Raw genomic sequence first — 19,957 nt, 5'->3', positions numbered from 1 at the left:
CGGGCTCAAACGCCCAGATAAGCGCGGCGAGCGGCATCGTCGCGAACGAACGCCTGCATCGCTCCGGCATGGCGAACCTGGCCTTTTTCCAGCACGACCACGCGGTCGCTGACGAGTTCGGCGAAGTGCAGGTTCTGCTCCGATAACAGAACAGCGAGCCCTTCGCGCTTCAGTCGCAGAATCATATCGGCCATCTGCTCGACGATGACCGGCGCCACGCCTTCCGATGGCTCGTCCAGCAACACGACACGCGGATTGCCCATCAGCGTGCGCGCCACGGTCAGCATCTGTTGCTCGCCGCCGCTCATGCGGCTCGCGCGACGCTCGCGCATCTCGCCGAGATTCGGAAACACGCGAAAGAGCGTGTCCGGCGTCCATCGCGGCGCGCCTTCGCGCGGCGGCTGGCGGCCCGTATCCAGATTCTCCATGACGGTCAGGTCGCCGAAGATGCGGCGATCTTCCGGCACGTAACCGAGCCCGCGACGCGCAATGCGATACGGCGCCATTCCCGATATGTCCTCGCCCATGAACATGACCGTGCCGGTCACGCGCGGCAGCAGGCCCATGATGGCTTTCATGGTCGTGGATTTGCCCGCGCCGTTGCGGCCCATCAACGCGACGACCTCGCCCTGTCCGACTTCGAACGCGACGTCGAACAGAATCTGCGCGCGGCCATAGAACGCATTCAGCGCATCGACACGCAAGAGCGTCATCGCGCGGCTCCGTCGATCGAAACAGCGCGCGGCGCATACGATGCCCCCGTGCCCAGATAGACCTCGCGCACGCGGGCGTCGTTGCGGATCGCATCTGCGTCGCCTTCCGCGATCAACTGGCCTCGCGCCAGCACGACGAGCGTATCGGCATGTTCGAACACCACGTCCATGCTGTGCTCGGTGAAAAGCACGCCCATGTTGCGCTCTTTGGCAAGACGCGCGGTGAGCGCCATCAGCGCGTTGCGTTCCTCGGGCGCCATGCCCGCCGTGGGCTCGTCCATCAGCAGCAGCTTCGGGCGGTTCGATAATGCCATCGCCAGTTCCACGCGCTTGACGTCGCCGTAAGCGAGCACCGCGCAACTGCGCCGCGCGTGCGCCGCCATGCCGACGAGATCGAGCAAGCCCATGGCTTCGTCTTCATTCGACGACGCCACGCGCGAGAAGAAGCCGAACGCGCGCCGCTCGTGCGAGAGCAACGCCATCTGCATGTTTTCGAGCACCGTCATCGAATTGAACGTAGCGGCCACCTGAAACGTCCTGCCGACGCCCAGCCGCCAGATATCGCGCGGGCGTCTTCCCGTGATGTCGTGGCCGTCCAGATGGATGGCGCCCGACGTGGGCTTGAGTTGCCCGTTGATCATGTTGAAACACGTCGACTTTCCGGCTCCGTTAGGGCCGATCAACGCGAGGAGTTGCCCTGCTTCGACGGAGAACGACACGTCGTTGACAGCCTTCACGCCGTCGAAGGACTTGGACAGTTTGTCGATGCGCAGGAGCGTCATTGCGCCTCCGTGAACCGGTCACGCACGAAGCCTGCGATGCCTTGCGGAAACGCCACGACGAGCACGAGAATGGCGGCCCCGAGCAACGCTTGCCAATAGTCGGTCTGCCGGGCCACGGTGTCTTGCAACCACGTGAACACGGCCGCGCCGACGATGGGGCCCGCAAGCGTCTGAATGCCGCCGAGCAGCACCATCACGAGACCGTCCACGGAGCGACCGACGCTAATGGCTTCCGGCGAGATGTTGCCTTTGGAGAACGCGTACAGCGAGCCGGCGAGCCCGCATACGAGCGCAGCCGCGACGAAGGCGATCCATTGCACGCGGGCGACGTCGATGCCGATGGCTTCCGCGCGCAACGGCGAATCGCGGCCCGCGCGCATCGCGAATCCGAGCGGCGCGAAGAGCAGTCGTCGCAAGAGCCATACGCCTGCTATCGCGGCAACGAGCGTGAGGTAGTAGAACGCAACGGGCGATGACAGCCAAGGCGACGGCCACATGCCGAGCAGCCCGTTGCTGCCGCCTGTTACCGCGTCCCATTGATAGACGATCGACCACAAGATCTGCGCGAACGCGAGCGTCAGCATCGCAAGATAAACGCCGGATAACCGCACGCAGAACCATCCGAACACGATTGCACCGATGCCCGCGACGAGCGGCCCGAGCGCGAGCGCCGCTTCCATCGGCAAGGCCAGCGCCTTGAGAAAAAGTGCCGCGCCATAAGCGCCCAATCCGAAATAAGCCGCATGTCCGAACGAATGCATGCCGCCCGGTCCCATGATGAAATGCAGGCTCGCGGCGAACAGAACGGCGATCAGGATTTCGACGAGCAATACGGGCAGATACGGGAACACGCCGGCTGCCAGAGGCGCGAGCGCGAGCACCAAGACCACGATGGCCCAGCCGAGTTTGACGCGGCGCGTTGCGGGAGAAAGCGGCCTGTCGGCGGGCGCGGCGGTTCGCGCGACGGTCTGCGCGCGCCCGAACAAGCCCCACGGACGAAACACCAATACGACGGCCATCAACACGAATTCGGCGACGAGCGTGAACTTCGACAGCGAGAACGCGATACCGAAGACCGATACTTGCCCGATGCCGATGCACAGCGCCTTGATCTCCGCGATCAACAATGCCGCGACGAATGCGCCCGGAATCGAGCCCATGCCGCCGACCACGACGACCACGAACGCATTGCCGATGGTGTCGATATCGAGCGAAAGATTTGCCGGCATCCTCGGTATCTGCAGCGCGCCGCCGAGGCCCGCGAGGCATGCGCCCGCGAAGAAGACACTGGTGAAGAGCCACGCCTGATTCACGCCTAACGCGCCGAGCATTTCGCGATCGGCACTCGCAGCCCGCACCAGCGTGCCCCAGCGCGTCCGAGTGAGCGCGTACCAGAGCACGCCCAGCACGAGCGGACCGGCGACGATCAACACCAGGTCATAGACCGGCAACGCATGCCCGAGCAATGGCACGGCGCCCGCGAGATGCGGCGCGCGCGGCCCGAACAGATCGTCCGGTCCCCATACGTAAAGCGCGGCGTCGCGCAATATCAGCACGAGCGCGAACGTCGCGAGTAGATGGAAAAGCTCGGGCGCGCGATAGATGCGTCTCAGCACGCTGACTTCGATGATCGCGCCCAGCGCGCCGACGATCAGCGCCGCGCCGGCAATCGACGCCCAGAATCCCATGACGCTCGCCCCGAACCGGCTCGTCAGGCTGTAGGCGACATAGACGCCCACCATGTACAGCGAGCCGTGCGCGAAGTTGACGATGCGCGTGACGCCGAAGATCAGCGACAGTCCCGAGGCGACGAGAAAGAGCGCGCAGGCATCGGCCAGGCCATTGACGAGTTGAACGAGCAGGTTGGCGAACATCGGGCGCGTGACGAGCTTGATTGCTGAATGGTTGACGGCTAAGGGGAGCAAGCGGCGACGAGGCGACATTATCGGCGAATTGCGCGCCCTCTTCCTTGTACGACAAAAAGCTGGCGCCGTGATGACTCGCGCAGTCCCGTCACAAGCCGTTCTCCACCATCGACAAGAGCCGCGCGGCAAGCGGCTCGACCGACTCCGCGCCCAGCCCTTGCAGCGGCCCTTCGATCAGCAGCAGCGCAAAGCCGTGCACCGCGCTCCACGCGAGATATTCCGCGTCCGGCCGACGCCGCGCATCGAGCGCGCCTGCTTCCACCATCTCGTCGAGCGCGCGGCTCAAGAGCTGGAACGGGTCCAGACCGCTCGGTCCCGTTCCGTACGGTTCATCGTGCTCTCTCCACTCCGCCTGCGCCGCAGCGAACGCCGTGCGGAACAAGCCCGTTTCCGCCTGAGCGAAGCGCAAATAGCCCGCGCCGATCGCGCGCAGTCCGGCACGGGCGGCATCGGCGCGACGGCGTTTCTTCGGGCGAGCGGCCAGTTCTTCTTCCATCGCCTCGGCCACTGACGACAGCGCCGCCGAGCGCACCGCGGACAACAGCGCGTCCCTGTTCTCGAAGTGCCGGTACGCCGCGTTCGGCACGACGCCCGCACGGCGCGTTGCTTCGCGCAGGACGATCGCATGGGGACCGCCTTCGCGGGCGAGCTGGATGCCCGCGTCGATGAGCGCGCGCCGAAGGTCGCCGTGTCTGTAAGTGTTTCGCGGCTTGGTTTTTGTCATGGGATTGCTTGTTATTTCGACGGTGACGGTCGTATGTGGACACTGTCCATTATCTCTGCTATTTTTTTGTGGACGCTGTACACAAGTCGAATTCTTCCGTCGAAGGGAGCGAACATGAACGACGAGAACGATCGTGCGCGTGACGAAGCGCGTATTCGCGAACTGACGGAAGCCTGGCGGCAAGCCGTGCTGGCAAAAGACGCAGCCGCGCTCGTCGCGCACTACGCGCCCGATGTCGTCGTGTTCGATGTCGTGCCGCCCGCTTGGATGACCGGCGTCGCGCGTTATCGCGATAACTGGCAACGCTGGTTCGACAGCATCAGCGGCCCGCTCGCGTTCGACATCGTGGACATGCGTATCGCGGTCAGCGGCGAGCTGGCGTATGTGCACTCGCTCAACCGCGTGGCGGCGGGCGGGCGCGACGACATCGTGCGCGCGACCGTGTGTTTCCGGAAGATCGACGGCGACTGGCGCGTGGTGCACGAACACGCGTCCGTGCCGCTCATGATGGACATGGACCCCGACGAAGCATCCTGACCGTCCTCATTCAAGGAGCAGACATGACAGTGCAACCGTATCTGTTTTTCGAAGGCCGCTGCGAAGAAGCCGTGTCGTTTTATCGCGAGCATCTGGGCGCGCAGGTGCTGATGACCATGCGTTACCGGGACAATCCCGACGCCGGCAAGCAAGGCGGCAGCGAAGCGGCGAGTGGCTGCAGCTTGCCGCCCGGCTCAGAAGACAAGATCATGCATACCGCGTTCACCTTCGGCGATTCCACGGTGATGGCGTCCGACGGCATGTGCAGCGGCAAGCCGAATTTTCAGGGCGTTTCACTCTCGCTCACGGCAAACGACGAGCAACAGGCCGAGAAGTACTTCAATGCGCTCGCCAACGGCGGACAGGTTCAGATGCCGATGACGCAGACCTTTTTCGCGAAACGCTTCGGCATGGTCCAGGACATGTTCGGCGTGTCGTGGATGGTCTTGGGCGGCGTGGAGCACCAGCCCGCGTGAAGGCTGGCGGGAATGCGGGGCGTAACAGCCTGAAACACCTGACGCGCATAAGGGCATTCGAAAACGTGGAACAATGTCGGCTGATATCCGAACATAGACCGACAGGAGCTTTCATGAGCGCCCCGCACACCCATCATCTCACCGGCTCGGACATGCCCGCTGAATCAGCCGATCGTCCGACGCGCGAGGAAGCCGAAGCCGCCGTGCGCGTGCTCCTGCGCTGGGCCGGCGACGACCCGCGCCGCGAAGGTCTTCTCGACACGCCGGCGCGCGTCGTCCGCTCCTACGAGGAGTTCTTCGCAGGCTACGCCGAGAATCCGCACGAGATTCTCGCGCGCACGTTCTCCGAGGTGCAGGGCTACGACGAGATGATCGTGCTCAAGGACATTCGCTTCGAGAGCTATTGCGAGCATCACATGGTGCCGATCATCGGCCGGGCGCACGTCGCCTATCTGCCGAACAAGCGCGTCGTCGGCATTTCCAAGCTCGCGCGTCTCGTCGACGCTTTCGCCAAGCGCCTGCAGATTCAGGAGAAGATGACCGCGCAGATCGCCGATACGCTCGAAGAAGTGCTGCAACCACTCGGCGTCGGCGTGATTCTCGAAGCCGCGCATCAGTGCATGTCCACGCGCGGCGTGCATAAGGCGGGCGTCTCGATGGTCACCTCGCGCATGCTCGGCTCGTTCCGCGACGACCCTTCCACGCGCCGCGAGTTTCTCGCCATCGTCGGGCAACCGTCCAGCTTCAGCGTGTCGAATACCTGAAGAGGCTAGAGAAAACGTGGAAGGGCCGCGTCGCGGCCCTTTTGCGTTTCATGCGCCGAAGCCGTTGCGCGGCGCATCGGCGCCCGTGCCTTCGCGCACCTTGCCTTGCGACACGTTGCTGCCCGGCGGAACGCTATGCGTCAGCCAGACGTTGCCGCCGATCACCGAACCTTTGCCGATAGTGACGCGCCCGAGAATGGTCGCGCCCGCGTAGATGACGACGTCGTCCTCGACGATAGGATGGCGCGCATTGCCCTTCACCAGCATGCCGTCGCCACCGGCGGGAAAGCTCTTCGCGCCGAGCGTCACGGCCTGATAGACGCGCACGCGCTCGCCGATGATCGCCGTCTCGCCGATCACCACGCCCGTGCCGTGATCGATGAAGAAGCTCGGGCCGATGGTCGCGCCCGGGTGAATGTCGATGCCCGTCAGCGAATGCGCGATCTCGTTGATGAAGCGCGCGAGCAGCGGCACGCCCAGACGATGCAGCGCATGCGCGAGCCGATGATGCATCATGGCCCACACGCCGGGATAGCACAGCAGAATCTCGGTGATGTGCTGCGCGGCCGGATCGCCCGAAAACGCGGCCAGAATGTCCGACACCAGCAGCGCCCGGATTGCGGGCAGTTGCGCGCCGAATTCGCGCGCGGTTTCGAACGCCTTCGCGCTCAGGTCGGCGTCGCTCGTCTCGCGATGTTCCGGCAGAAAGCGCAGGGCGCGGCGAATCTGCTCGTGCAGCAGGCGCAACGTGGTTTCGAGCGTCTGGCCGACGTAGTAATCCACGCTTTCGTCGGTGAGATCGGGCGTGCCGTAATGCGTCGGAAAGAGCGCGGAGCGCAGCCCGTTGACGATCTTCACGATGGCGTCGCGCGACGGCAGCTCGCGGATGCCGAGCGGATGCCGCGTGCGATGCAGTTGCTCGCGCGACTCGCGCAACTCCGCCACGATGCGCGACAAGCCCCATTCGCGCGGTGCGGGAGCGGTGACGGCACCGGATGATTCGGGCGAAGTGCCGGGCGGCACGGATCTGCTGGGCGAAGCCATGTTCTGCGTATCAATCTCTGAGCGATGGTGACAACCGCCGTGGCCGGCGCGGCGGACGAACGCCAAGAGTACCCGGTTTCGACCGACCGTGCCGCAACGCGCGCGCCGCACATCCAGCATACGTTGCGCGCAATCGTTTGCAAGCCATGTGCGCTGCTCCGGGCGCTAGACCGTGACGTGACTCGCGTCGATCCAGCGCACGGCCCAGTCGCGCGCGTGCGCGATGGCCTCGTCCTCGCTGCGAAAGCGCAGGTCCGCGGGAAAGAAGCGGTTCGCGACCAGTTCGCCGTCACTCGATCGCGAGATCACCACGTAAGGTTGGTACGTGCCTTCTGCCGTCCGTGCGGGCGCGCAGTTCAGCAGATAGCCTCTATGCGAAAAGGCGGCATCGTGTTGCATGAGTCACCCGTCTTAAAGTGCCCTGCTCGTTCGAATGGCATTGCTGTCACGCCGGCAGGTGTCCTGAACGCGCCCTCCTGAATTGCTCGCGTTGCGCCTATTGCGCTTTGCCGGCGACAAGCTACAAATAATACTGGTAGTGAAAGCCCTTAGTCTCGAAAATCGCCCGCGAAATTTTGGGCGGCCGGGACCATGTCCATCGGATGAGGGCGGCCGTTCCGTCGCTAAATAACCGGAACGACTCTTGCCGAGGCCCTTCTTTGTTTGCAGGAGGAACGCGCGATGAACAACGCCGAATCCAACGAGCCGCAACACAGGCAAACCGGCCGCGCGGCCGACAGTCCCATCAAGACGCCGTCGACCGAGACGGCGCATATCCGCATGAGCGATGCCCAAGCGGCGGAGTCCGGCCGCGACGCGCGCCCGCAAAGTCCGCAAAGTCCGCAAGCAGAGCCGCCAGCGGCGGCGGTGACGGATGCCGCGCAGCGCCGCCCGCGTGGCGTCGATGTGCTCAACGACGACACGCTCGACGACACCGTCGATACCGACGCGAAGAACATTCACGCGAAACGCGAAGCGGAAATGCTCGCGCGCGAACCCGACGCCGTGATCTTCTCGAATGCCACGCTATCCAATCATGTGCCGGAGGCGAGCGGCGTCCTGGCCGGTTTCGATAGCCGCCCGGGGCAAAAGGGGTTCGCGCTCGCGGTGGCGAACGGCTATCGCGTCATCGATCGGGGAATGGTCGCGCCCGCGGTGCCGGACGTCGAGGAACATCTGCGCTTTGTCGCGCGTGATGCGCACGGCCATACGCTGGAGGGGCGCACGCACTATGCGCTGAACCACTTGCGGCCGTCGCGGCTGATCGTGATCGAACGGTCCTGAACGGCCTCAAAAGTAGTCGGGCGGCCGGGCGCGCGGCCGCCCCTCGCCGCGATTACTTCTTTTCGTCCTTCTCGTCGTCCGTCTCGATGCGGGTCACGCCGCCCGTTGCGGGCGGATCGCTGGCCGGAAACGTGTCTTCCACGGCCTTGTCGACCGTGTCTTCATCGCGCTCGGAAGTCGGGTTCTGCTCTTTCGTGTTGCTCATCGTCGGCTCCTGTTGTCGTGACGTCGATAGCACCGCAGCAAAGATCATTCCGAAGCCGGCGCGAGGCAGGCACAACGATTGCGCTATGCCTTCTGCTCTTTTACGAGCGAACCAAAGACAAGAATCCGGGACCGCATACATTCGAATAAAGGGGAAGGCGATGACCACGAGTCAGACCTACGACGGCCTGAACGCCACGGATGAGACCGGCAACGACGACGCACTGCGCGAAGCGCGTCCGGCCGCACCCGAGCGCAGCGCGGCGCAACAACGCTCCAAGTCGGCGCTTGCGTGCCTCGGGGCGGCATACGCGCTCTCCTGGGCGGAACTCGGACTCGCGCTCGCTATGGGATTCCCGGGCGATGCGGCAAGCCATCCGGTCGCGGCATCGATCGTGTCGCGCGTGCTCGTCGGCTTGCTGTATCTGTGCGTCGCCTCCCGCCTGCAATGGGCGCGCTGGCTGACAGTCGCGCTCGGCTTCGTCACGGTCGTGCTGGTCGCGCCGACGCTCGCGCTGCAATGGCACGTGTTCCCCGCAGCGGCCGTCGTCTCGGGGCTGACGCTCGCGTGCCGTCTCGCCGCGTCGCTGTTCCTGCTCTCGCCGATGCCCGCGCGCCGGGCGGCCTGACGCCACTTCTCGCCGCGGCTTTTCATCGCGCCTTCGCGCGCGCACAATGCGTTGCCGTTCTTCCACTGCAACGCTTGCGAGGCTGCTCATGAAAATCGCTGTCATCGGCGCGACCGGCACGGTCGGCCGGGCCGTCTGCGCCGAATTCCAACCGCGTCACGAAGTCATCGAGATCGGCGCGACGCGTGGCGCGCATCGCGTCGATCTGCTCGATCTGGACAGCATCAAGCGTCTTTTCGATGCCATCGGTCGGGTCGATGCCATCGTCGCCACGGCCGGTCATGTCCACTTCGGCGAGCTCGTCAAGATGACGCCTGCGCAGTTTAGACTCGGCCTCGACGACAAGCTCATGGGCCAGGTGAATCTCGTGCTCACGGCGCGCGACTATCTCAACGATGGCGGCTCGTTCACGCTCACGAGCGGCATCGTCGGCGCTGAGCCGATCCGGCAAGGCGCGAGCGCGGCAGCGGTGAACGGCGCGATCGAAGGCTTCGTGCGCGGCGCCGCGATCGAACTGCCGCGCGGCCTGCGCATCAACGCCGTGAGTCCGACCATGCTGGAAGAAGCGCGCGAGAGCTTCGGGCCGTATTTTCGCGGCTTCGAAGCGGCGAGCGGCGCGCGCGTGGCATTGGCCTATAGCCGCAGCGTGGAAGGCGCGGAAACCGGCCGCGTGTATGCCGTGCATTGAGCGCGTCGTTCGCTTAAGCTCGGCGCTTGCGTAAAGAGGAGCAGCGCGATGGAATGGACTCGTGGCGAATGGCGCGTGACGACGGACATCGCTTCGTTCGACTTCGACATGATTCACCGCTATCTGAGCGAAGTGGCGTACTGGTCGCCGGGCGTCGCGCGGGAAACGGTCGAGCGCGCGGCGCGTCGTTCGCTCGCGTTCGGCCTCTTCGAAGGCGCGCGGCAGATCGGCTATGCACGCATGATTACCGATACCGCGACCTTCGCCTATCTGGCGGACGTATTCGTGCTGCCCGAGCGTCAGGGCGCGGGCCTCGGCAAGTGGATGATCGAATGCGTGATGGCGCATCCCGACTTGCAGGGCTTGCGCCGCATGATGCTCGTCACGTCCGACGCACATGGCCTCTATGCGCGCTTCGGCTTTCGCGCGAGCGCGCATCCGGAGCGGATCATGGAGAAGATCGCGAAGGCTTAACCGCCCTTCGCCCCTTGCGTGTTCACATAAAGCGAATAGAGCCCGTGGCTCGCCGCCATGAAGAGCCGATTGCGATGCCGCCCGCCGAAGCACACGTTCGCGCATCGCTCCGGCAGGTCGATGTGGCCGATCGCCTCGCCTTGCGGCGTGAAGACGCGCACGCCGTCCAGCTCGGCGTCGCCCATGCCCCAGCCGCACCACAGATTGCCGTGAATATCGACGCGAAAGCCATCGGGCGTGCCGGGGCCCGCGTTGATGACTTCGCGCCGCTTGCCGAGCGCGCGGCCGCCGTCGAGCACGTCGAACGCGATGATCTTGCGCGGCGTCGAGCGTGACTCGACCACGTACAGCACCGATTCGTCGGGGGAAAACGCGAGGCCGTTCGGCCCGATGAAGTCGTCGATCATCACGGTGATCTCGCCGCTCTGGCCGTCGACGCGATACACGCACGGCTTCAGTTCCGAGGGCTGCTTCTCGCCTTCGTAGAAGCCGTCGATGCCGAAGGTCGGATCGCTGAACCAGATGGAGCCGTCCGACTTCACGACGACATCGTTCGGCGAATTGAGCGGCTTGCCGTCATAGCCATCCGCGAGCACGGTGATGGAGCCGTCGTACTCGGTGCGCGTCACGCGCCGCGTGAGATGCTCGCAGGTCACGAGCCGGCCTTCGCGGTCGCGCGTGTTGCCGTTCGCGTTGTTCGACGGCTTGCGGAACACGCCGACCTGCCCGCTTTCCTCGTCCCAGCGCAGGATGCGGTTGTTCGGTATGTCGCTCCACAAGAGATACCGCCCGTCGCCGAACCACACGGGCCCTTCCGACCAGCGCGCGCCCTGATAGAGACACTCGACCGACGCCGATGCAATGCGCAGCGCGTTGAAACGCGGATCGAGCACGCGGATGGCGGGGTCGGGATAGCGGCGGTCGGAAAGCGTCATCGGTTTGAGTTTTCGTTGAAGGTTGGACGAAATTCAGCAATAGGATACGGCGGTGTCAGTTCGGCCCCAGTTCGCCATCGCGCAGGCGCCAGAGATTCAGCGGGTTTTCGTCGGCGAGCGCCTCGGGCAAGAGCGCCGCCGGCAAGTCCTGATAGCAGACCGGCCGCAGAAAACGCTCGATCGCCATCGCGCCGACCGATGTCGAGCGGCCATCGGATGTCGCCGGATACGGGCCGCCGTGAACCATCGCGTACGACACCTCGACGCCCGTCGGAAAGCCGTTCGCCAGAATCCGCCCGGCCTTCCGTTCGAGCACCGGCAACAAACGCCGCGCGAAGTCGATATCGTCGTTATCCATCAGCAGCGTCGCCGTCAGCTGGCCTTCGAGCTGATGCGCCACGGCGATCATCTGGTCCTCGTCCTCGCACGCGACGATCACGGACGTCGGCCCGAAAATCTCGTCGGCGAGATGCGGCGTCGCGAGAAACTGCTCCGCGCTCACGCGATACAGCGCCGGCAGCGCGCCGCTCGCCGCCTCTGTCTCCTTTCCCGTCGCGATGCGCTGCGCGCCCGAATCGTCGCGATGCCGGATGCCGTCCTCGTACGCCGCCGCGATGCCCGCGGTGAGCATGGTCTGCGCATCCTTCTTTTCGAGCGCGGCTGTCGCGTGATCCACGAAAGCGTCGAGCTTGGCGTCCGCGAGCGCGAACACGAGGCCCGGGTTCGTGCAGAACTGTCCGACGCCGAGCGTCACCGAGTCGATGTAACCCGCCGCAAGCGACTCGCCGCGCGTGGCGAGCGCGCCCGGCAGCACGAACATCGGGTTGACGCTGCTCATTTCGGCGAAGACCGGGATCGGCTCCGGGCGCTTCGCTGCGATCTCCATGAGCGCCAGCCCGCCGCGCCGCGACCCCGTGAAACCGACCGCCTTGATCGCCGGATGCGCGACGAGCGCCTCGCCGATGGCATTGCCCGCGCCGACGACGAGCGAGAACACGCCTTCATGCAGGCCCGTCTCGGCGACGGCCTTCTGCACCGCGCGCCCGACCATCTCGGAGGTGCCGAGATGCGCCGGATGCGACTTCACGACGACCGGACAGCCCGCCGCCAGCGCCGCCGCCGTGTCGCCGCCCGCCACCGAGAACGCCAGCGGGAAATTGCTCGCACCGAACACGGCGACCGGTCCGACCGGAATCTTCTGCAAGCGCAAGTCCGGGCGCGGCGCGGGCTTGCGCTCCGGCTGCGCGGAATCGAGCGTCGCGGCGAGCCAGCGCCCTTCGCGCACGAGCGACGCAAAGAGCCGCAACTGCGCGACGGTGCGCGCGCGTTCGCCTTCGAGCCGCGCCTTCGCCAGAGCCGACTCGGCCTGCGCGCGCTCGATGAGCGCATCGCCCATTCCGAGGATGTTGTCCGCGATCGCTTCCAGCAGTTGCGCGCGCGTCTCCAGCGGCGCCTGGCGATACGGATCGAACGCGGCGTCGGCCAGTTCGCACGCGCGCGCGACTTCCGCCGCCCCGCCGCCGCCGAACACGGGTTCGAGATCGACGTTGCGCGCCGGGTCGAAGGCGCGCAGCGTGGCGTCCGTGCCCCGCACGGCCGTCGCGCCGATGAGCATTTCTCCGGTGATCATCATGGTGATTTCTCCGTGCTGGTGCTGCCGCCCGTCACGGGCGCCAACGAGTGTGAACGTGCCGCGCACGCATTACGCGTGCCGCTCAGCCCTTGCCCGCCCGCCGGAACGTGATATGCCCGATGCGCCGCACGAGCAGCGCGGCGACGAGCGCGGCCACGCCCGTCAGCATGACGCCGTTGTGCACCGACTGCACGAGCGCATCGCGGGCGGCGTCGAAGAGCGCGGGCGCGTCCAGCCCCGCCGCCGTCAGCTCGCGCAGCACGGTGTCGCGCAACGCTTCGTCGACGAGAATACGCGGGTCCGCGAAACGCGGCTGCCACTGCGCTGCCGCGCCCGCGCCGAGCACGCTGATCGTGCGCGTCACGACGTTCGCGTAATGATGCGCGACGATCGTCCCCACGATGCTCGTGCCGAGCATGCCGCCCACCATGCGCGTGGATTGCAGCAGCGCCGTCGTGATGCCGAAGCGCTCGCGGCCCGCGATCTCCTGGCCGAACACGTTCATGTTGTTGAGCACGAAGCCGAGGCCGATGCCGACCGCGGCCATCGGCAACTCGATCCACACGTGCGGCGTCGTGGCGCGCGCGAACGCCAGCGCAATCGACGCCACCAGCAAGAGCGAAAAGCCGATGGTCAGAATCTTCGTCGGCTTGCGCAGATGGATCACGATGCGCGTGTTCACGAAGCTGCCGATGGCGATGCACGCGGCAATCGGCGTCGCCAGCAGACCTGCCTCCTGCGGCGAAAGCCCGAAGCCGCCCTGCAACAGCAGCGGCGCGAAGAAGATCAGCGAGAACATCACGAAGCCCGCGAGAAACGACAGCGTGAACAGCGTGACCAGATGCGGATCGCGGAAGATGTCGAGCGGCAGGATCGGATGCGTCGCGCGCCGTTCGCAGAACAAGAGCGCCGCCGCGCCCGCCACGACCACGCAGCCGAGCGCGATGTTGCCGCCCGAGAGGCCGCTTTTCGGCACGGACTCGATCAGCGACTGAAACCCGCCGAGCACGAGCGCGACGAGCGCCGCGCCGAGCCAGTCGATCTTCACGGCGCCTTCGCGCGGCCGGTGCAGATTCGGCAGATGCGCCCAGATGAAGTACAGCGCCGCCGCGCCGACCGGCAAATTGACGAGGAAGGTCGAACGCCAGCCCCAGTGCTGGCTCATCCAGCCGCCGAGCGACGGCCCCGCCGCCGTGCCGATGCCGTAGGCCGCCGCGAGCACCACTTGCCAGCGCACGCGCGTGCGCGGATCGGGGAACAGATCAGGAATCGCGGCGAACGCGGTGCCGACCATCATGCCGCCGCCGACGCCTTGCAGCCCGCGAGCCAGCGCGAGAAACAGCATGTTCGGCGCGAGCCCGCACAGCACGGACGCCACGGTGAACGTGATCACCGCCGCGATGACGAAGCGCTTGCGCCCGAAGTAGTCGCCGAGCCGCCCGAACACGGGCACCGTGACGACGGAAGCAAGCAGATAGGCACTCGCGATCCACGCGTAATACTCGAAGCCGTGCAGTTCCGCGACGATGGACGGCAGCGCCGTGCTGACCACGGTCTGATCCAGCGCGACCAGCATGTTGACGAGGCCGATGCCGAGCATCGCGTAAAGAGCCGTGCGGAACGCAAGTGCGTGAGAAGGGGCGTCGGTCGTGCGGGCGTCGGTCATGCGGTCGGGTGTTAAGCGGGCGCTTAGTCGGTGGAAAGACGAATTGTACGGCGTTGCATGCGGCGGATCGACTCATCTTAGAAATGCGCGAGCCGCATGCGGAATGCGCACGCTATCCTGCCGGTGCGTCTAGCCGCGCGCACGCGCCGGGCCAAGCGAGACGCCTTCGACATCGATCCACGGAGCACACGCCATGTTCAAACGCATCCTCGTCGCCATCGACGGCAGCCGCACCTCGCAACGCGCCTTCCAGACGGCGCTCGATCTCGCGGTCAAGCACGAGGCCGTCATGCAGCCGTTCTACGTCATCGAAAGCGGGCCGCTCTACATGGACGTGCCCGGCTACGATCCGTCGCCGCTGCAGGCGGGGCTCGCCGAGCAAGGCGCGACGCTCGCCCGCGAGGCCGGCTACGCGATGAAAGCGCGCGGCATTGCCGGCAACGTCGTGACCGCGGACGCCACCGCGAGCGACGACGTCGCCTCGCTGATTCTCTCGGCTGCCAGCACGTTCAGTGCCGACCTGCTCGTGATGGGCACGCACGGACGCAAGGGCATGCAACGGCTGATTCTCGGCAGCGTGGCCGAGCGTTGTCTGCGGCAGGCCACGCTGCCGGTGCTGTTGATTCCGTCGGCGGCAGGCGTTTCAAACGTTCCGGACGCCGCGGATAACCCATGATGTAAGCATCCGGCAAGGCGCCGGGGCGCGGCATTTTTTCGCGGTGTCGGCAACGTCTGCTATGGGACAATCGTTTTGTCATTTATCAAGAAACGAAGTCCGCCATGTCCGATTCGACTTCCCTGCGGCGCCGGGCCGCGCATTGTTCGAGCTGCGCCATGCGCCATCTGTGCATGCCCGAAGGGCTGTGCGCGAACGATGTCTCGCGGCTGGAGAACATCATCTCGGTCACGCGCAAGATACGGCGCGGCGAGGCGCTGTTCCGCACGGGCGACCCGTTCGATTCGCTCTACGCCGTGCGCTCGGGCTCGCTCAAGACGCTCGTCACGCATGACGGCAGCCGCGACGGCGGGCGGGAGCGCGTCACCGGGCTGCTACTCGCAGGCGACGCCCTGGGCCTCGACGGCATCGGCGACGGGCGGCACACGTGCGACGCGGTGGCGCTGGAAGACAGCACGGTCTGCGTCGTGCCGTACGCGCTTTTCGAGCGCATGTGCCGCGAAACGGACGCGCTTCAGCGGCGCATGCACCGCATGATGAGCCAGGCGATCAACCGCGAATCGGACCATGTCGTGCGACTCGGCATGCTGCGCGCCGACGAACGCGTCGCGCGCCTTTTGCTCGACATGTCGGCGCGGCTCGCGCGGCGCGGGTATGCCGCGACCGAGTTCACCATGCGCATGACGCGCGACGACATCGGCAGTTATCTCGGCATGACACTCGAAACCGTGAGCCGCACGCTGTCGCGCTTCGACAAACTCGGGCTCATCGAGGCGCACGGCAAATCCATCCGCATCCGCGATTTCGAACGCCTGCGCAGTATCTGACCGCTGTATCTGACAATCTGCCTGCCGCCCCGCCCGGCGTGGCTTCACGCCGGATTCTTCGCCACGCCCGAACAAACGCCGGCCATTATCGGCTTGGCACGCGGCTCGCTTCGCATTAGTCTTTTGTGATTTCCAGGGCACAGCCTTGGCCTGCCACGGAGACCGAGCGACATGAATCGCGAACCATCCCTGCGTCATCCGCTGCTCGACCGCCTCGCCGAAGCGCGCCGCGTCACCGACGAACTCTTCGATATCGTCAAGCGCGAGCATTTGTACGACCGGCCGATTGCCGAGCGGCACCGTATCGTGTTCTACATCGGCCATCTCGAGGCGTTCGACCGCAATCTGTTCGACCAGCGCCTCTTCCATCTGCCGAACGCCCAGCCTGCCTACGACCAGCTCTTCGCGTTCGGCATCGACCCGGTGGATGGGGGCCTGCCGACCGATGAGCCCGGCGACTGGCCCTCGCTCGACGAAGTGCACGCGTACCGTGCGCAAGTGCGCGCGGACATCGACGCACGCTTCGATCCCATCACGCTCGTCGCGCAACCCGTTTCCACCGACGACTCGCCCGCGAAGCTGCTCGAAGTCGCGATCGAGCATCGGCTCATGCACGCGGAAACGCTCGCGTACATGTTGCATCAATTACCGGTCGACAGGAAAAAAGCACCGGCCGATGCCGCGTCCGAGCGCACGTCGGACCGCGTCCTTTCGCATGAGACCGTGCACGTGCCGGCCGGCAGCGTGACGCTCGGTCTGTCGCGCGAAAGCCAGCGCTTCGGCTGGGACAACGAATTCGGCGAAATGCGCGTGGACGTGCCTGCATTCGAGATCGACCGCTACATGGTGACGAACGGCGACTATCTGCGCTTCATCGACGCGGGCGGTTACTGGAACCGCGAACTGTGGAACGACGCCGACTGGGCGTGGAAAGAAACGCAGCGCATCGCGCATCCGGCGTTCTGGGTGCGCGGCGACGAAGGCGCCGACAGCCACCATCGGACGGACTCGGGCTGGAAGCTGCGCACGATGTTCGAGGAGATCGCGCTGCCGCTCGACTGGCCAGTCTACGTGAGTTATGCCGAAGCGAACGCCTATGCCCGCTGGGCCGGCAAGCGCCTGCCGACAGAAGCGGAGTGGCAGCGCGCGGCCATCGGCGCGCCGCACGTCGCAGAAGGCAACTTCGACTTCCGCCGCTGGGACCCGACGCCGGTGCAGGCGCATCCGGACAACCGCAGCGACTTCGGCGTGGAAGGGCAATACGGCAACGGCTGGGAGTGGACCTCGACGACCTTCGGCCCGCTCGAAGGCTTCAAGCCGTTTCCGTTCTACCTCGGCTATTCCGCCAACTTCTTCGACGGCAAGCACTTCGTCATCAAGGGCGGCTCTCCGCGCACGGCTGCATGCATGCTGCGCCCGAGCTTTCGCAACTGGTTTCAGGGGCACTATCAGTATGTCTATGCAGGCTTTCGCTGCGTGAACGCGCGCTGAGCCTCAACCGCCAAGCGGTAGAACATTCGTTCGGTGAACGAATCGTTCTACCGCTTCGCCGCATACTGCTCCGGGAATGACGACGCTTCGCGTCGATTCGTGCGACGAATGAATCGATCGCGGCGGCCACGCGGCGAGTGCATTTCCATTTTCGATGGTCTACCATCGGCCCTTGACGCGACCATTTCACCGAGGGTAGCCGATGCGAATTGCATTCATCGTCGACAAGTTGCCGGTTCCTTCCGAAACATTCGTTCTCCGTCAGATGAAAGGCTTCGCAGAGCGCGGTCACGAGGTATTTGCCCTGGCCGCGAAGTACGACGACTCTGCGGTGGATCCCACGCGGGGGCGCGTGCAGTTGCGCGTCTTTCGACAGGACGTCAGCATGCTGCGCCACTCGATGTCGTGCGCGAAACTCGGCGCGCTCGCCTGCATCGACGACAAGCGGCGCAAGCGCCTGTCCGTCGCCCTTCGCGCGGCGGCGACCGGTTGCCGTTCTGCATTCATCGACATCGTGTCGGGCGGCGACACGGAAGGCATCGACTTCGACGTGGTGATCGCGCACTTCGGCCCCATCGGCGTGCGCGCCATGTATCTGAAGGAAGCCGGACTGCTGAGCGGGCCCATCGTCACGGTCTTTCATGGTGCCGACATGAGCGATCAGGCGGTCGTCGAACGGTGGCTGCCGCATTATCGACGCCTCTTTCGCCTGAGCCCGCTGCTCCTTCCGATCAGCAATCTCTGGCGCAACCGGCTTATCGAATGGGGCGCGCCCGAATCGCGAACGAAGGTTCACCATGTGGGCGTCGAGACGCACCGGCTGACTCCGCAGGCGAGCAACCGCCCGCTGCATCGCCCGCTCAAGGTGCTGAGCGTGGCCCGATTCACCGAGAAAAAGGGACTGGCGTACGCGATCGAAGGCGTGCGCAGTTGCCGGCATCCGGTGCAACTCAACCTCATCGGTTTCGGACCGCTCGAAGACGCGCTGCGCCGCGCTGCGTCGTCCAGCACGAACGAGATCAACTTTCTCGGCAAGTGCGCGCACGAGCGCGTATTCGAAGAACTGAAGAGCGCGGACGTGTTCCTGCTGCCCTCCGTCGTGGCCAGCAACGGCGACATGGAAGGCATTCCGGTCTCGATCATGGAGGCCATGGCGACCGGCGTGCTGGTCGTTGCGACCCGGCATAGCGGAATACCGGAACTCGTGACGCACGGCGTGACCGGCCTGCTCGTCGAGGAGCGATCGGCGAGCGGCATTGCCGATGCGCTGTCCGCAATCGTGGAGGGCAAGGTCGACGTCGAGGCGATCCGCAAGAACGCCCGTCGCAAGGTGGAGAACGAGTTCAACGGCCAGACGCTCGATGCGGACCTGGAAAGACTGCTCGTTCGAACGTTCGGATACGCGGCTCCCGCTGGCGCGGAAGACCACGCATATCATGGCGACGAGGTAGCAGTCGGTTGCAACCGTCCACCCAGCTAGCGCCTGCACGCTCGTTTGACCATTCCGGCGTCGGGCTCCCCGTCGAGCCGCGTCGCGTCCAGCATCCGAATCTCGTCACTGTGCGTTCCGATCCTAACTGAGCGAGCGTTTGAATCGACCGCTGACGATGGAGGCAAACGAATGACCGCCAGACAAATGCTCATTCACGGCATCAAGTATTGCTTGCCCGACAAAGTGTTATTGAGCCTCTATCATCGTCGCAGGATCGGGCGCTTTCCGAATCTGCGTAATCCCGCCACGTTCAACGAGAAAGTCTTGCAGCGGTGCCTTGCGCCCGACCCGCGTTACTCCGATCTCTCCGACAAGCTAAAGGTCCGCGCCTATGTCGCGGACAAGATCGGCGAAAAGTATCTGATTCCGTTGTTTGCCGCGCCGTCCTCTTTCAGCCAGCGCGACTTCGACGCGCTTCCTTCTACCTTCGTGATGAAGGCGAATCACGGCTGCGGGTTCGTGAAGCTCGTCAGAGACAAGCGCGAGACCTCGTTCGAGGCGCTAAATACGCTGGCGCAGCGCTGGTTGTCGACGAACTTCTTCACAGTGGCGAGGGAACGGCATTATCAGGCGATCGAGCGCCGCATCCTGTTCGAGAAGCTGCTTCTTGGGCCGGATAACAAGGTGCCGCCCGATATCAAGATCCATGTCTTCAACCGGAACGCCGACGATCCGCAGATCTTCATTCTCGTGATTTCAGATCGCTTCGGCGGGCATCCACGCGGGGATATCTACGACGCGCATTGGAACCGGCTCGACATCAAGATGGGGCATTACACGCGCAGCGACAAGCCCGCTCCCCGTCCACGTAACCTCGATGAAATTTTATGGGTAGCGCGCACCCTGGCAAGCGATTTCGACTTCGTGCGCGTCGACCTGTATAACGTGGACGATCATATTTATTTCGGTGAACTGACTTTCACGCCCGGCGCAGGCCTTTTCCCGTTGACGCCTGACAGCGTCGATTATGAATGGGGTCGCCTGATGTGATCG

Annotated in this window: 22 protein-coding genes; 12 read left to right on the top strand and 10 right to left on the bottom strand. The window is 65.1% G+C overall.

Features of this window, described 5'->3' with window-relative positions:
- Positions 1 to 5: 5 nt before the first annotated feature.
- From LDZ24_RS15650 to LDZ24_RS15635, 4 genes are all read right to left on the bottom strand, one after another.
- On the bottom strand, positions 6 to 713 hold the full coding sequence (locus tag LDZ24_RS15650; protein WP_248323126.1) for an ABC transporter ATP-binding protein: 708 nt from the start codon (positions 711 to 713) through the stop codon (positions 6 to 8).
- A complete protein-coding gene (locus LDZ24_RS15645) occupies positions 710 to 1,495 on the bottom strand; it encodes an ABC transporter ATP-binding protein (protein WP_248323125.1) in 786 nt (261 codons plus the stop codon). Before LDZ24_RS15645 ends, LDZ24_RS15650 begins: the two co-directional genes overlap by 4 nt.
- Positions 1,492 to 3,369: an ABC transporter permease gene (locus LDZ24_RS15640; RefSeq protein WP_248323124.1), complete on the bottom strand. Its 1,878-nt coding sequence runs from the start codon at positions 3,367 to 3,369 to the stop codon at positions 1,492 to 1,494. Before LDZ24_RS15640 ends, LDZ24_RS15645 begins: the two co-directional genes overlap by 4 nt.
- Positions 3,370 to 3,508: 139 nt before the next feature.
- Complete coding sequence (locus LDZ24_RS15635) at positions 3,509 to 4,144, bottom strand: TetR/AcrR family transcriptional regulator (RefSeq protein ID WP_248323123.1); 636 nt, start codon at positions 4,142 to 4,144, stop codon at positions 3,509 to 3,511.
- Positions 4,145 to 4,258: 114 nt separating this feature from the next.
- Between LDZ24_RS15635 and LDZ24_RS15630 the strand changes: the two genes are divergently transcribed.
- The 3 genes from LDZ24_RS15630 (at position 4,259) to folE (ending at position 5,921) form a co-directional block, all read left to right on the top strand.
- Complete coding sequence (locus LDZ24_RS15630; protein WP_248323122.1) at positions 4,259 to 4,681, top strand: nuclear transport factor 2 family protein; 423 nt, start codon at positions 4,259 to 4,261, stop codon at positions 4,679 to 4,681.
- Between the two features lie 23 nt (positions 4,682 to 4,704).
- Positions 4,705 to 5,157 carry a VOC family protein gene (locus tag LDZ24_RS15625; protein WP_248323121.1) on the top strand — a complete coding sequence of 151 codons (453 nt, stop codon included), beginning with the start codon at positions 4,705 to 4,707 and terminating at the stop codon, positions 5,155 to 5,157.
- 113 nt (positions 5,158 to 5,270) lie between these two features.
- Positions 5,271 to 5,921: a GTP cyclohydrolase I FolE gene (gene folE / locus LDZ24_RS15620; RefSeq protein WP_248323120.1), complete on the top strand. Its 651-nt coding sequence runs from the start codon at positions 5,271 to 5,273 to the stop codon at positions 5,919 to 5,921.
- 48 nt (positions 5,922 to 5,969) lie between these two features.
- Here folE and epsC read toward each other — a convergent pair whose 3' ends face one another.
- Together epsC and LDZ24_RS15610 are read right to left on the bottom strand one after the other, a co-directional pair.
- On the bottom strand, positions 5,970 to 6,965 hold the full coding sequence (epsC, locus tag LDZ24_RS15615) for a serine O-acetyltransferase EpsC (RefSeq protein WP_248323119.1): 996 nt from the start codon (positions 6,963 to 6,965) through the stop codon (positions 5,970 to 5,972).
- 165 nt (positions 6,966 to 7,130) lie between these two features.
- Positions 7,131 to 7,364, bottom strand: a complete 234-nt coding sequence (locus LDZ24_RS15610) for a hypothetical protein (RefSeq protein WP_175942044.1) — start codon at positions 7,362 to 7,364, stop codon at positions 7,131 to 7,133.
- A 282-nt stretch (positions 7,365 to 7,646) separates the two neighbouring features.
- Here LDZ24_RS15610 and LDZ24_RS15605 point away from each other — a divergent pair, with 282 nt between their 5' ends.
- Positions 7,647 to 8,249, top strand: coding sequence for a DUF3005 domain-containing protein (locus LDZ24_RS15605; RefSeq protein ID WP_248323118.1), 603 nt, complete (start codon positions 7,647 to 7,649; stop codon positions 8,247 to 8,249).
- 52 nt (positions 8,250 to 8,301) lie between these two features.
- On the opposite strand, the gene LDZ24_RS15600 is transcribed toward LDZ24_RS15605, so the two are convergent.
- A complete protein-coding gene (locus LDZ24_RS15600) occupies positions 8,302 to 8,454 on the bottom strand; it encodes a hypothetical protein (protein WP_248323117.1) in 153 nt (50 codons plus the stop codon).
- A 160-nt stretch (positions 8,455 to 8,614) separates the two neighbouring features.
- On the opposite strand from LDZ24_RS15600, the gene LDZ24_RS15595 reads away from it, so the two are divergent.
- The 3 genes from LDZ24_RS15595 to LDZ24_RS15585 all read left to right on the top strand — a co-directional run bounded on the left by LDZ24_RS15595 (position 8,615) and on the right by LDZ24_RS15585 (position 10,244).
- Positions 8,615 to 9,082, top strand: coding sequence for a hypothetical protein (locus LDZ24_RS15595; RefSeq protein WP_248323116.1), 468 nt, complete (start codon positions 8,615 to 8,617; stop codon positions 9,080 to 9,082).
- An 88-nt stretch (positions 9,083 to 9,170) separates the two neighbouring features.
- Positions 9,171 to 9,770: a short chain dehydrogenase gene (locus LDZ24_RS15590; protein ID WP_248323115.1), complete on the top strand. Its 600-nt coding sequence runs from the start codon at positions 9,171 to 9,173 to the stop codon at positions 9,768 to 9,770.
- 48 nt (positions 9,771 to 9,818) lie between these two features.
- Positions 9,819 to 10,244 carry a GNAT family N-acetyltransferase gene (locus LDZ24_RS15585; protein WP_248323114.1) on the top strand — a complete coding sequence of 142 codons (426 nt, stop codon included), beginning with the start codon at positions 9,819 to 9,821 and terminating at the stop codon, positions 10,242 to 10,244.
- Here LDZ24_RS15585 and LDZ24_RS15580 read toward each other — a convergent pair.
- The 3 genes from LDZ24_RS15580 to LDZ24_RS15570 all read right to left on the bottom strand — a co-directional run bounded on the left by LDZ24_RS15580 (position 10,241) and on the right by LDZ24_RS15570 (position 14,412).
- Complete coding sequence (locus LDZ24_RS15580; protein ID WP_248323113.1) at positions 10,241 to 11,179, bottom strand: SMP-30/gluconolactonase/LRE family protein; 939 nt, start codon at positions 11,177 to 11,179, stop codon at positions 10,241 to 10,243. The genes LDZ24_RS15585 and LDZ24_RS15580 overlap by 4 nt on opposite strands.
- Before the next feature lie 55 nt (positions 11,180 to 11,234).
- Positions 11,235 to 12,812: an aldehyde dehydrogenase (NADP(+)) gene (locus LDZ24_RS15575; RefSeq protein WP_248323112.1), complete on the bottom strand. Its 1,578-nt coding sequence runs from the start codon at positions 12,810 to 12,812 to the stop codon at positions 11,235 to 11,237.
- Positions 12,813 to 12,894: 82 nt separating this feature from the next.
- On the bottom strand, positions 12,895 to 14,412 hold the full coding sequence (locus LDZ24_RS15570; RefSeq protein ID WP_248323315.1) for an MFS transporter: 1,518 nt from the start codon (positions 14,410 to 14,412) through the stop codon (positions 12,895 to 12,897).
- Between the two features lie 259 nt (positions 14,413 to 14,671).
- Here LDZ24_RS15570 and LDZ24_RS15565 point away from each other — a divergent pair, with 259 nt between their 5' ends.
- From LDZ24_RS15565 to LDZ24_RS15545, 5 genes are all read left to right on the top strand, one after another.
- A complete protein-coding gene (locus LDZ24_RS15565; RefSeq protein WP_248323111.1) occupies positions 14,672 to 15,154 on the top strand; it encodes a universal stress protein in 483 nt (160 codons plus the stop codon).
- A gap of 104 nt (positions 15,155 to 15,258) precedes the next feature.
- Positions 15,259 to 15,981 (top strand): helix-turn-helix domain-containing protein, encoded by a 723-nt coding sequence (locus LDZ24_RS15560; RefSeq protein WP_248323110.1) that lies wholly within the window; start codon positions 15,259 to 15,261, stop codon positions 15,979 to 15,981.
- Positions 15,982 to 16,152: 171 nt separating this feature from the next.
- Entirely contained in the window at positions 16,153 to 17,472 is a 1,320-nt protein-coding gene (locus LDZ24_RS15555) for an SUMF1/EgtB/PvdO family nonheme iron enzyme (protein ID WP_248323109.1), read from the top strand.
- A 202-nt stretch (positions 17,473 to 17,674) separates the two neighbouring features.
- Positions 17,675 to 18,952, top strand: coding sequence for a glycosyltransferase (locus LDZ24_RS15550; protein WP_248323108.1), 1,278 nt, complete (start codon positions 17,675 to 17,677; stop codon positions 18,950 to 18,952).
- 141 nt (positions 18,953 to 19,093) lie between these two features.
- Positions 19,094 to 19,954: an ATP-grasp fold amidoligase family protein gene (locus tag LDZ24_RS15545; protein ID WP_248323107.1), complete on the top strand. Its 861-nt coding sequence runs from the start codon at positions 19,094 to 19,096 to the stop codon at positions 19,952 to 19,954.
- Positions 19,955 to 19,957 lie beyond the last annotated feature (3 nt).

The organism is Caballeronia sp. Sq4a (assembly GCF_023170545.1).
Lineage (GTDB): Bacteria > Pseudomonadota > Gammaproteobacteria > Burkholderiales > Burkholderiaceae > Caballeronia.
Note: the sequence above shows the minus strand (reverse complement) of the source record. Positions and strands in the feature narration are given on the sequence as shown.